Below are 12,902 nucleotides of genomic sequence, written 5' to 3' on the forward strand. Positions count from 1 at the left end.
CGGCCGCTGCCTGACCGTCCCCGGCGCCGGCACCACCAACGGCACCCAGACCCAACTCTGGGACTGCACCGGCGCAGCCGGCCAGACCTGGACCTACACGACCGGCAGACAACTGACCGTCCACGGCGACAAGTGCCTCGACGCCAGCGGACGCGGCACCACCAACGGCACCCCGGTCATCATCTGGGACTGCAACGGCCAGAACAACCAGCAATGGAACGTCAACACCGACGGCACCATCACCGGCGTCCACTCCGGACTGTGCCTCGACGCCAACGCCGGCGGCACCGCCAACGGCACCAGGACCATCCTCTGGTCCTGCAACGGCGGCACCAACCAGCAGTGGAGCCGTCGTTGAGTGGCAAAGCCGTCCTTCTGCCCGCCGAACAGAGAAAGCCGTACACCGGCCTGGCCGTCGGTCGACCCGGTGTTCGTTCGTAGAACTCGGAAGGGCCACCGCACCGTGGCAGGTGGCCCTTCCAGCGTGCCGCGTCAGCTCAGGCGGGGGGCAGGGTCCATTTCTGGTTGGCTCCGCCGTGGCAGGTCCACAGGTGCACGAGGGTGCCGTCCGACGAGTTGGCGCCCGATACGTCCAGGCACTTGCCCGACCGCGGGTTCCGCAGCGACCCGTCCGGGGCCGCCTGCCAGTTCTGGTTGGCGCCACCGTTGCAGGACCACAACTGGACTCTCGCCCCGTCCGCCGTGCCACTGCCGCTGACGTCCAGGCACTTGCCCAACGCCTTGAGCGTCGACCCCGGCGTCACCGTCCACCGCTGCCCCGCCGAGCCCGTACACGACGAGATCTGCAGCCATTGAGCCAGACCTGGAGCCGCTCGCCCTCCACCAGCAACTCGAAGGCGTTCCACTCGCCCGGTGGGTTGAGCGCCGCGTCCCGGGCAGCCGTGTCCGGGGCTTTGACGGCGTAGATCGACCCAGTCGTGCGGTCAGGCGCGTCGGTGGCGTCGATCTGGACCTCATAGCCGTTGTTCAGTGCCGACGACGGGTCGCTCGACGGTGGGAAGCCCACGATCACGCCGGAGTTGTCGTCACCGGGCATCTTCCAGTCCAGCTTCAGCGAGTAGTTCGTGAACTGCCGGGCGCTGTACCAGAGCATGCCCATGCCGCCGTGCGAGGCGAGGGTGGCGTCCGAGTTGGTGAAGCCGCCCGGGCCGGCCTGCGACCAGCCGGTGGTCGAGCCGTTGTAGAGGGTCGTATAGCCGGTCTCGGGCCGGCAGTCGGCCTTGGTCCGGCCTGCCGCGTACCGGATGCCGCCGAGCAGGTGCGCCCGGAACGCCGGCTCCGCGTACGACGCCTGGCTGTGCCCGCCGCCGGTGTAGAAGGACCGGCCCCCCGAGTAGCTCTTGCACCACGTGTGCGGGTGGTCGGCGCCCATCGAGCCGCCCGAGTACGACGACTCGTCCAGCGTGGTGAGCACGCGCGCGGTGGTACGGGGGTTGGTCCGGAAGTTGTACCACTCATCGGTGCGGGTCCAAGTCTGCGGCAGGTGGGCGGTCGCCGCGTGCGCCCGCCCCTCCACCTTGACGTCGGCCTGCTGGACAGCGGGGTGCGAGGCGAAGTAGGCGCCGACCAGGTCGCCGTAGAACGGCCAGTTGTACTCCGTGTCCGCGGCCGAGTGGACGCCGACGAAGCCGCCGCCCGATCCGATGTACGACTGGAACGCCGCCTGCTGGGCCTCGTTCAGAACGTCGCCGGTGGTGTTGAGGAAGACCACCGCCTCGTAACGGCTCAGGTTGCTCGTGGTGAAGTGGTTGCCGTCCTCCGTGGCCGTCACCGTGAAACTGTTCGCCGCGCCGAGGTCGCGGACGGCCTGGATCCCTGCCGGGATCGAGTCGTGCCGGAAACCGGCCGTCTTGGAGAACACGAGGACGTCGTAGGACGTGTCCGCGGCATTGACGGGGCTGGGCTGCCCGAGGAGGGCCAGGGTGGCGAGTGTCGCGGCCGCCCCACCAAGCAGCGTTCGGGGTTGTCTGCGCATGTCCGTCGCTTTCTTCCTGGTGACAGAAATCAGGGCAGGGTCCATTTCTGGTTGGCTCCGCCGTGGCAGGTCCACAGGTGCACGAGGGTGCCGTCCGACGAGCTGGCGCCCGACACGTCCAGGCACTTGCCCGACTGCGGGTTCCGCAGCGACCCGTCCGGGGACGCCTGCCAGTTCTGGTTGGCGCCACCGTTGCAGGACCACAACTGGACTTTCGCCCCGTCCGCCGTGCTGTTGCCGCTGACGTCCAGGCACTTGCCCAACGCCTTGAGCGTCGACCCCGGCGTCACCGTCCACCGCTGCCCCGCCGAGCCCGTACACGACGAGATCTGCATGCACCGGAGAGCGAGCCGCCCACGGTGGTGAAGTTCGTCCACGAGCCGGTGACCGGGACGGTGGCGGAGCCGAGGACGGTGCCGGTCGGCGAGCCGGCCCGGACCTGCAAGGTGCCGCCCGCGCCGGCTGACGACACCCGGGCGCTGAACGACGTGGCGTTGCTCAGCTTGTACGGCTCGAATGCGATCCAGTCGCCGTTCTCGATGTCACCGACGGACTTGCCGCCCTCGGCGGTCGACTTGTCGAAGGTGGCGATGCCGGACGATGTCTTGTAGTGCTCGGCCTGCCGGTGCTTCGGCTGCAGGATGTGCTGTGTGTGCGTGGTGAGTCCGGCGTTGTCTGTGTACTCGGCATCGAAGACCCCGAATATGTTCGCCGCGTCGTCGTGCTCACCGTCGACCGGGATGGTGATCGTGCCGGAGCAACCGGTCTTCGAGGTGATCGGGTGGCCGTGGCTGTCGTGACCGACGATGTACGTGAGCTTGACCTTGGTGCAGTCGACCGTGCCGTCCTCCGGATCCGTCACGGTGATACGGAACGGCACGGTGTCGCCGAAAGCGAAGATCTCCCCCGCGGCGGGGCTGTTGATGGTCACGGTCGGCGCGGTGTTGCCGACGGTGATCCGCACCTCGGCGGTGCCGGTGGCACCCTGCGGGTCGCGCACGGTCAGCGTGGCCGTGTAGTTCCCGTTTGTGTTGTACGTCTTCGTCGGGTTGGCGGCGGTGGAGCTGGTGCCATCACCGAAGTTCCACGCATAGGTCAGTGCCCCACCGTCAGGGTCGGACGAGCCGGCCGAGGAGAAGGTCACGGTCAACGGCGCCGCGCCGGAGGTCCGGTTGGCGCCGGCCACCGCCGTGGGCGCCCGGTTGCCGCCGCCGACGTAGTCGAAGCGGTACAGGGCGGAGTACTGGTCGCCCTGGTACAGCCCGGCGCCGTAGTCCAGCACGTAGTAGGAGCCGTCCGGGCCGAACGCCGAGTCGATCACCTGCTTGCCGGTCCAGGGGAAGCTGTCGATGGTCCCCGGGGAGCCGTCGGCGTTGAGGTGGATCGGCTTGATCCAGCCGCGGCCGAACTCCGTGGCGAAGAACTGCCCGTCGAACGACTGCGGGAACTTCGTGGGCGAGCTGACGTCGGGGTCGTACCGGTACACCGGGCCCGCCATCGGCGACTCCGAGCCGCCGCCGAACGCCGGCGGGCTGCCGGCGTCGCCGCCGTAACGGATCCAGGCGGCCTTGGCGGGAGGCAGCGCGCTCAAGCCAGTATTGCGGAACGAGTTGTTCGTCGGCCCGCCGGAGCAGTTGTACTTCGCGCCTGCCGTGTTGGTGGCGAAGTCCCACTCCGCGTACGTCTCGGAGCTCGTGTTCGTGCCGGTGCAGTACGGCCACCCGTAGAAGCCCGGTCCCGTGACGCGGTTGAACTCGACCTGGCCCTGCGGCCCGCGCGCCGAGGTGGCACCGGCGTCGGGGCCGTAGTCGCCGACGTAGACGATGCCGGTGGCCTTGTCCACGCTCATCCGGAACGGGTTGCGCAGGCCCATCGCGTAGATCTCCGGCCGGGTCCTGGCCGTACCGGGCGGGAACAGGTTGCCTGCCGGGATCGAGTACGACCCGTTCTCGTTCACCTTGATCCGTAAGATCTTGCCGCGCAGGTCGTTGGTGTTGGCGGCGGTGCGCTGCGCGTCGAACGCCGGGTTGCGGTTGGCCCGCTCGTCGAGGGGGGAATATCCGGCGGACTCGAACGGGTTGGTGTCGTCGCCTGTGGACAGGTACAGGTTGCCTGCCGCGTCGAAGTCGATGTCTCCGCCGGCGTGGCAGCAGATGCCTCGGTCGGCCGGCACGTCGAGGATGTCCACTCTGCTGGACTGGTTGAGCGTGAAGTCGGCGTTGAGCGTGAACCGGGAAAGCCGGTTGACACCCTGCCACGCCGACCAGTTGCCGCCGGTGGTCGGTGCGTCGCCTCCCGGTGTGGACAGCGGCGGGGCGTAGTAGAGGTAGATGTGCCGGTTGGTGGCGAAACCCGGGTCGATGCCGATGCCCTGCAGGCCGTCCTCGTCGTGCGCGTATACGGGGATGCTGCCGATCACCGTGGTGGTGCCGCTCGCGTCCGTGCGGCGCACGGTCCCGTTGCGAGCGGTGTGCAGCACCGACCGGTCGGCGAGTACGGCCAGCGACATCGGCTCACCCATCTCCGCGACCCCGCGGGCCAGTTGGACCTGCTGGAAGTCGGCGGTGTTGATCGGGTGCGCCGAGGCCGGGGTCGTACTGGACAAGGCCGCGGTGAGAGCGGCCGCGATCAGGAGCAGAGCCGAACCGATGGCCGGCCAACGCGCGAGAGCCCTCTTGATTTTCGTGACCATGACAATGCAGTCCCCTTCCTGAACAGGTGGCTGCCAGGCTTGGGGCGCGCGCTGCCGCGCCGATGCCGTAGCGAGATGCGTCGCTTCGGCCCGCTAGGTGTGCTTCAGCAGGCCACTACGCCGAGCGGGGGCAACAGCTCGGAAACAGGAGAAGTCGATGGCTACCGCGCTGTCGGGTCACATCGACGACCGTGACGGTACACCGACAAGGCTAGAGGTCTTCAGCCCACTATGTCCATACTTCCCTCCGGACCAGCCAGGCTTTTGGTCTGTTGTGGAGCAAGTCACGAAGGGCCCGAGCCCTGTCAGGACTCGGTGCCATCTCTCACCGGATCGGCGGGACGCAGACGGCCGAGGCCGCGGGACTCACCACGTCCTGCAGATCGCGGCCATCAGCCGCCCCCGGCGAAGGCGACCAGTTTCTTTACTGCACCGGCCCGGCCGAAGTCAGCGACGCGGCCGACCAGTCCGCGACCACCCCGGGCCCGCAAGTCCTGCACATCAGTTGGAGCGCCCGGAGCCCCGCGACGAACGAGCGGGGCGAGGACGAACGAGTTGGAGGCCGACGAGCGGCCGTCGGCGATGGAGGCCGAGGAGGCGTCACAGCGCTCTCACACAGGTCTCACCAACTGTGCGGACTCCCCCGGACTGTGAGGCCCGCTCGTGGGCCGCAGCGCGCATGCTTCTCACCTGCGCGAAGCAAGCTCCCTGCCCGCCCCTATCGCCGCTCCGGCGGGTGCCGGTGGGCCCGGCAGACGGTGGTGCCGACGTTCACGTCACGGGGGATGAGGCCCCGACGCCAGGGGCTGTCGCTCCCCTACACCCAGCCGCGTTGGGAAGCCCGCATCCCCAGCTGGAACCTGCTCGCCGCACCCAGCCGCTCCTGCAGCTCGCTCACCCGCCGCCGCAGGGTCCGCAGACTCACCCCCAGATGGCGAGCCACCGCCTCGTCCTTCATTCCGGCCGCCAGCAGCCGGATCAACGTCCTCTCGGTCTCGGAGAGTTCACCCTCGGCGGCCGCCTGGCCCAGAGGCGTCGCCTGTTGCCAGGCCAGCTCGAAGAGCTTCTGCAGGGCCTCGGTCACCGCCGAGTGCCACACCACGACGGCACAGTAGCCGCCGGCCACGGAGGCGGTGAGCGGCAACAGCGCCCGGCATCCGTCGACCACCAGCAGCTTGAGCGGCACGGACGGCAACACCCGGGCCTGCTCGCCGAGTTCGACCATCCTGAAGGCGCGGGACAGCACCTTCGGATCCTCCAGGCCGGTCGCCGCGTAGATCCCGCGAGAGACGATCCCGCGGCTGAGCAGATCGGCCTGGAGATCCACCTGCGGTGCGGCCGGGGCGAGATACGGAGGTGTGTCGAAGAGGCACACCTCGCGCTCCGCGCGCGCGTACATCTCCTCCAGGCGTGCCGCGATGGCGCCCTCGCCGGAGGCCACCTCGACCAGCCGGGACGGCTCCTCGCGCAGCAGCCCCGCCTCGTAGGCGGTCGCCATCTCCTCGGCGGTGGCGGCCAGCAGCTCGGACTCCGTCTCGCGCCGCCGGATCAGCGCGCGGATCGCCACCCGGGGGTCGACCGCCCGTAACCCGCCCATGGAGTCCGGTGGTTGCAGCAGCCCGAGCGTGAGCAGCCGGTTGCAGGACTCGCGGACCCGGGCCGGGGAGGCACCGGTCAGCAACGCCCACCCGGCCGCGCCGGCGTCGGGCTGGTTGAGGACCGCCCGGTACAGCAGCTCGTCGAACGCGGAGACCCCCACCGCGGCCCAAGGGCTCGCGGCGGGGGCCTGCCCTGCCGTGTCGTATGCCATGTCCACCATGGCTCGACACGGTAGGCGACCTTTGTTAAGGCTGTTGACAGGCCTCGGGCACCGCCCGCTTCAGGCCGATCACTTCAGGTCATCTCCTTCGTGCCGTCTACTTCAGACCGAACGCCCGCAGTACGGTCTGGTCGACCGCGTTGCCGTTCCGGTCGGCGGCCCGCACGCGCAGCGACACGGACTCGGCGCCCTTCGGGTGCTTGAGTTCCAGCTGGCCGCGTTTCACCCTCACCTCCTTCCAGGACGTGCCGTCGTCGTAGGAGACCCATGCCTTCAGGTCAGCGGCAGTGACGCTGCCCGACTGAGTGCGCACGGCGAGTCCGAGCGCCGACTTGCGCTTGCGGTCGACGCGGTTGAGGAGGTCCAGCCCGTCCACGCCGTAGTCGACCGAGAGCAGTGGCAGCGGCGTCCGCTGGTCCGTGTGCGCCGAGGTGAAGGACCATTCGGTGTGGGTGCCGGTGGAGTACGCGGCCCAGCCGGCGGTGCGCCGGGCGTCGAGCACGAGGCGGTACGAGGCTTTCGCCGCCGGGACGTCGAAGGTGCCGACTCCGCCGAGCGCGGTGTCGCCGACCAGCTGTCCGTCCTTGTACAGCGTGCCCTTCGCGGTGTCCTGGACGTTGTCCACCGACCCGTAGTGCTCCGGCGCCGAGTCGCTCAACTCCGGGATCGTGAAGGTGAGTTTGTCGCCGGTGCGCTGGGAGAGGCCGTACTGCTGGCTGGTCGCCGGGCGGACGACCTGGCGCAGCCAGTCCTCGGCGGGCAGCTTGCCCGCCTTGTCGAAGGTCCGCAGGGAGTTCCACTGAGGCCTGGAGGCGTTCGTGTCGGGATAGACGGCGTGCCAGATCCGGCTGTCGGAGACGTTGTAGTACTCGGTGCGCTCCGTGCCGAGTCGTACGTTGCTGGTGGTCGCGATGTCGGCGGCCTGCCAGGGACGGAACCGGTACACGGCGTCCTTGCCCACATGACCGGCCCGGCCGGCGTGGTAGCGAACCGTCTGCCTCACCGTGTTGGAGCTGTTCAGGTTGTACGTCTGATTGGCCGAGACGGCGTCCGTCTGCGGGAACATCACGTTGTACACGTAGGGGCTGACCGCGGTGCCCTTCAGTCTCAGGTTGACCTTCTTCCCGCTCTTGAGCAGGGCCCCGAGCTTCGCTCCGTCCTCGCCGGTGGCGGTCATCAGCGGGATGGTCGCGCTCTTCACCCAGGAGATCCAGTACCCGGGCGTCTCCTGGTAGGCGAGGACGTAACCGGCCCCGGCTGCGGTGGCGTTGGCCAGTGCCTCGTCCGCCGTTGCGCCGGCGCCCACCCGGACGACCGCCACCTTGCCCTTGACGTCGAGCCCGTCGAAGTCGGCCGCGGTGCCGCTGCCCGCGTCCACCGCCCGGACCGTGCGGTCACCGCTGATCTTCACCGGGAAGCCGCTGGACGTCTGTGCGTAGTCGAGGGGCAGCGCGTACTTCTCGGGGCTGGTGACGCTCGCCGTCAGCTCCTTGGCGTACAGACGGAACTTCGAGGAGAACTCGAACATGCCCTGGGTGACCTTCTTGGTGGGCGCCACGTAGATGCGGTCGGTCCACCAGCCCTGGCTGTAGGTCAGGCCCCAGGCAGTGCCCGGGCCCTCCCGGTGCCAGTTGGTGCTGAAGCCCTGGAACTCGGAGTCCTCCTTGGTCTTCGGCTTGATCTCGACCGCCGTGCGGGCGTCGAGGACGACCTCGGTGTTCTTGCCGACCTTGATCTCCGGGTCGCCGACGACCGAGGTGGCGACCTCCAGTCCGGCCGCGTCCCTCTGCGAGATCCAGGACGCCATGCTGTACGTACCGGCCGGCACCTTGAACGTGTAGCCGCTGCCGAGGAACCCGTGCGTCTCCGGATACGCGCCGTTCAGCTCCTGAAGCATGAAGAGCGACGCCGAGGTGGACGGCTTGCCGTCGCGGCCCACCAGCGACACCTTCAGGTCGTAGGTCTTCGCCAGCTTCTCGAAGCCGATGGCGGTGGTGACCTGGACGCCGTCGGCGCTCGCGGTGATATGGCCCGTGTACCGGCCCGTCGCCTCATCGGCCGGATCGACCGTGACGGCGACGGTGGTGGTGCCCTTCGGCGGCACGGTCACGGTGTCCGCGGTCAGCGCGGCCTCGGGGAGCGAGGAGGCGACCTTCAACTCCACCGCCTTGTCGGTGGTGTTGGTGTACGTGATGTCCTTGCTGTCCGCCCCGGTGTCGCTCTCCTCGTATCTGCCGAAGCTCAGGGCCGGCGTCGCGAAGACACCCTGGTTGACGGCCCGTACGGCGTCCACCCGGCCGTCGCCCTGCTCGTACACGGAGTTGACGGTGTTCTTCTTCGCGGTGCTCGCCAGCGCCTGCTTGATCTGCTGACCCGTCCAGCCGGGGTGGGCCTGGGCGACCAGCGCGGCGGCGCCGGCGACATGCGGGGTCGCCATCGACGTACCGTTCGACGTCGTGTAGTACTCGTCGACCGGTGTGCCCATGGTGGTGCCGGCCGCGCGGGCCGCGGTGATGGCCGCGCCCGGTGCGGTGATCTCCGGCTTGACCGCGGAGTCGCCGAGGCGCGGGCCGCGGCTGGAGAACGAGGCCAGCTTGTCGGACTTGTCGACGGCGCCCACCGTCAGCGCCGAGTCGGCGATGCCCGGGGTGCCCACGGTCTGCTCGGAGGGGCCTGAGTTGCCCGCCGCGATCACGAAGAGGGTGCCGGTGGACGCGGACAGTTCGTCGACCGTCTCACTCAGTACGTCCGAGGGGCCCGAAGCCGTGCCGCCCAACGACATCGACACGATCTTCGCACCGGAGCGCGCCGCCCACTCCATGCCCGCGATGATCCAGGAGTCCTGGCCGCGACCGGTGTTGTCCAGCACCTTGCCGACCAGCAGCTCCGAGCCCGGCGCCACACCCTTGCGCTTGCCCTCCGAGGCAGCGCCCGAGCCGACGATCGTGGACGCCACATGGGTGCCGTGGCCGTGGCCGTCCCGTACCGCCTGGTCCGGCACGAAGCTCTTCGTCTCGCCGATCTTCCCGGCGAGATCCGGGTGACCGGCGTCCACGCCCGTGTCCAGGACGGCGACCTTGACGCCCTTGCCGTCGTAGCCCGACTTCCACACCTCGGGCGCGCCGATCTGCTCCACGCTGACATCGAGGGATGCCTCCACCTTGCCGTCGAGCCAGATCTTGTCGATGCCCTCGCCGAGCCGCTTCGCGGCCTGCGCCGTGGGTTCGGTGCCGAGTGCGGGGGCGATGTCGGCCCAGAAGGCGGGCGACTTCTTCGCGCTCAGCGCGGCGCCGTCGATCGTGGGCAGCGCGAGCGTCCGGCGCGCGCCGTCGGGGGTCGCGCTGCCCTTCGTGTACGTCACGATCACCGGAGTGGTGCCGGTCTTCGCGTCCGCGTATCCCTGCCGCACGAGCTGGGTGACGTTGAACAGGGCCGGGTCGAGACGGCCCGCGTTCACCAGCGGGATCGCGTCCGCCGGCAGGACACTGACCTCGCCGTCCTTCTCGCTCGACACGAAGGTGGCGGCCGCACGCCCCTTGCCGCGCTGCACGTCGACGGCGTGCTTGCCGTCCGGGCCGACGCTGAGCGTCACGGTGTCGCCGGTGATGAGGGTGACGGTCTGCGTCTTCGTGGCTGCTGTCTCGGCGCTGCCCCGCGCGGGCGGGGCGTCCGGTGCGGTGACCCGCGGTCCGGAACCGGCCGTGGCGGGCGTGATCACGCCCGTGAGTAGTCCTGCCGCTCCTGCCACTGCCCAGAGGGCGTGGAGTCTTCGCATGGGTGGCGTCCTCCCCTGAACGCTGACAACGCTTCCGGCTGGTGAGCGGAAGCCAGTGATCAGAGTGAGCGCTGCGCGGAAATCAGCTCAAGGGAATCCTGTGGCCGAGGAGTGCCAATGCCTTCTTCGGCCATGGGAATTGACGCTTTCCGTAGGTCCCGTCGTCGAACGTCCGTGTTCGCCCGGAGGGTGAGCTCGGGCCGCGCCCCCGCGAGCCCGGCCAGGCGGAACTGCCGGCCTGGAAGGAGCCTGCACAACCCCACCCTCGCCGAGTGACGGAGGAACAAGCAGGTCAACGAGCATGTCGTAGATCATTTACGGGCCAGCCCTCAGTGCCGTATCAAGCAACGTCGGCCCTGGTTGTCGCCCGGCGGTGTCGGCTCGATCGAGCCGTTGCAGCAGATGGGCGGCGCCCATCCGGCTCCGGCGAGGACCTCTTCGGCGTCGATGCCTCGTTACAGATCCATGCCTGCCTGGGTCATGCCCCCAAGTCCTCCGTCACGGGCAGGCACTCGGCGAGCAGGTCGACGACGTCGCGCCAGGCTCGCTGCGCGTGCTGTGGGTGGTACCCGACACCGGGGACCACGGGGTGGTCGACCGGCGGGTGGTGGAAGGCGTGCAAGGCGCCGCCATAGATCGCGAGGCGCCAGTCGACGCCCGCGGCCTGCATCTCAGCGGTGAACACGTTTCGTTGCGCGGGCGGCATGATCGGGTCTTCCGATCCGACCCCGGCCCACACCGGGCAGCGGATGCGCGCTGCCTCGCCCGGTCGGCCCGTGGTAGTTGCGTTGACTGTCCCGATCGCGCGCAGGTTGACGCCGCCTCGCCCGAGTTCCAGCGCGATGGCGCCCCCGGTGCCGTAGCCGATGGCGGCGATCCGGTCGGGGTCGGTCCGGGGCTCGGTGCGCAACTCGTCGAGTGCCGCGTGGCCGATGCGCCGCATCCGGTCGGGATCAGCGAGCAGTGGCATGCAACGGGCCAGCATCTCCTCGGGGTCACCCACATAGCGCCCGCCGTGAAGGTCGAAGGCCAGCGCTACATATCCCAGCTCGGCGAGAGCATCGGCCCGGCGGCGCTCGACGTCGCTGAGCCCCATGCCCTCTGGTCCGAGCAGCACTGCGGGCCGGCGGTCGACACCGGCCGGGAGCGCGAGGTGCCCGGTCATCGTCAAACCGTCGGCCGGGTACTCGACCGTACGCGTCGTAATCGTCGTCATGAGACCGGACCGTAGTGATCTTCGAGCCCGGTCCGGCCGGTGTTCTGCCGCTGGCAGAACAGCGGTGTCCCTCTGAAATACGGGACGGGCCCCAGGGGCCGCGCCCATGACCGCCGGTCCGGTCGGCTCCAGGGTGACCGGATACAGTGCGCGGAACGACAGCCTGGTCAGGGAGGCGAAGCGTGACCGACACCAGCAGTACCCGGCCCGCCGAGGGTGAAGCGCAAGCGCCGCGGCAGAGCCGACTGCACCGCCTGATGCGCTACATCCCCCTGATCGCGCCCGTCCTTCTCTGGGCCGTGCCCTGCTGGGTGCTCCTGTACGCCGGCCAGCGCTGGCCGCTGCCCGTCACGCTGGCCGGCACCGTCCTGTTCGCCCTCGGCCTCATATGCATGCCGCTCGCGATGGCGCGCGGCCACGGCAGGCGTCAGCAGGACCGGGCGGCGATCCTCGGTGACACCCTGCTGGGCACCAGCTGGGTTCTGTTCACCTGGTCCGTGCTGCTCGGCGTCCTGTTGCGGCTCGCCCTGACCGTGGCCGGCGTCGGAGTGAGTCAGGACCGGGCCCGCATCGTCACGTGGGCTGTCCTCGGTGTCACCGCCGTACTGCTCGGCTGGGGGTACACCGAGGCCCGCCGCGTGCCCCGCGTGCGCCGACTCGACGTGCACCTCCCGCGACTGGGTGCCGGGCTGGACGGCACCCGTGTCGTCCTCATCACCGACACCCACTACGGCCCACTCGACCGCGCTCGCTGGTCGGCACGGGTATGCGAGACGGTGAACACTCTGGAAGCCGACCTGGTCTGCCACACCGGCGACATCGCGGACGGCACGGCCGATCGCCGCCGCGCCCAGGCCGCGCCGCTCGGAACCGTTCGGGCGACCCGGGGCCGTGTCTACGTCACCGGCAACCACGAGTACTACAGCGAGGCCCAGGGCTGGGTCGACCTGATGGACGAGCTGGGCTGGGAGCCGCTACGCAACCGCCATCTGCTGCTCGAACGCGGGGGCGACACCCTCGTGGTCGCCGGTGTGGACGACGTGACCGCCGAGTCCTCGGGCGTGGCAGGCCACCGTGCCCACCTCGCCGGAGCCCTGGCCGGCGCCGACCCGGACCTGCCCGTCCTGCTGCTGGCGCACCAGCCCAAGTTCATCGACCGAGCCGCGGCCGCCGGCGTCGACCTCCAACTCTCCGGCCACACCCACGGCGGCCAGATCTGGCCCTTCCACCACCTCGTCCGCATCGACCAGCCCGCCCTCGCCGGCCTCAGCCACCACGGATCCCGGACTCTCCTCTACACCAGCCGCGGAACCGGCTTCTGGGGCCCGCCGTTCCGCCTCTTCGCCCCCAGCGAGATCACCCTGCTCGTGCTCCGCGCCCCGCACCTCCCCACCTCGATGTAGC

The 12,902-nt window shown here is 69.7% G+C and carries 6 protein-coding genes and 2 pseudogenes; 2 read left to right on the plus strand and 6 right to left on the minus strand.

Features of this window, described 5'->3' with window-relative positions:
• A partial coding sequence (locus IE97_RS0132120; RefSeq protein ID WP_030248336.1) for an RICIN domain-containing protein occupies positions 1-358 on the plus strand: 358 nt, incomplete at its 5' end.
• A gap of 139 nt (positions 359-497) precedes the next feature.
• Here IE97_RS0132120 and IE97_RS38830 read toward each other — a convergent pair.
• The 6 genes and pseudogenes from IE97_RS38830 to IE97_RS0132145 all read right to left on the minus strand — a co-directional run bounded on the left by IE97_RS38830 (position 498) and on the right by IE97_RS0132145 (position 11,498).
• Positions 498-1,996: pseudogene (locus IE97_RS38830) on the minus strand (ThuA domain-containing protein).
• Between the two features lie 29 nt (positions 1,997-2,025).
• Positions 2,026-2,331, minus strand: a pseudogene (locus IE97_RS43230) (RICIN domain-containing protein); the annotation flags it as partial.
• Complete coding sequence (locus tag IE97_RS38835) at positions 2,283-4,688, minus strand: PQQ-dependent sugar dehydrogenase (RefSeq protein ID WP_234331879.1); 2,406 nt, start codon at positions 4,686-4,688, stop codon at positions 2,283-2,285. The pseudogene IE97_RS43230 and the gene IE97_RS38835, both read right to left, overlap by 49 nt.
• An 817-nt stretch (positions 4,689-5,505) precedes the next feature.
• Positions 5,506-6,507 carry a helix-turn-helix transcriptional regulator gene (locus IE97_RS0132135; RefSeq protein WP_030248339.1) on the minus strand — a complete coding sequence of 334 codons (1,002 nt, stop codon included), beginning with the start codon at positions 6,505-6,507 and terminating at the stop codon, positions 5,506-5,508.
• Positions 6,508-6,604: 97 nt separating this feature from the next.
• Complete coding sequence (locus IE97_RS0132140) at positions 6,605-10,225, minus strand: S8 family serine peptidase (RefSeq protein ID WP_234331880.1); 3,621 nt, start codon at positions 10,223-10,225, stop codon at positions 6,605-6,607.
• Between the two features lie 535 nt (positions 10,226-10,760).
• Positions 10,761-11,498 carry a dienelactone hydrolase family protein gene (locus tag IE97_RS0132145; protein WP_030248349.1) on the minus strand — a complete coding sequence of 246 codons (738 nt, stop codon included), beginning with the start codon at positions 11,496-11,498 and terminating at the stop codon, positions 10,761-10,763.
• Positions 11,499-11,680: 182 nt separating this feature from the next.
• Here IE97_RS0132145 and IE97_RS0132150 point away from each other — a divergent pair, with 182 nt between their 5' ends.
• The gene (locus tag IE97_RS0132150; protein ID WP_030248352.1) at positions 11,681-12,901 is read left to right on the plus strand and encodes a metallophosphoesterase; all 1,221 of its coding nucleotides are present in this window, start codon (positions 11,681-11,683) and stop codon (positions 12,899-12,901) included.
• The last annotated feature ends 1 nt before the right edge of the window (position 12,902 follow it).

The organism is Streptomyces sp. NRRL S-455 (genome assembly GCF_000717875.1).
In the GTDB taxonomy this organism is placed as follows: domain Bacteria; phylum Actinomycetota; class Actinomycetes; order Streptomycetales; family Streptomycetaceae; genus Streptomyces.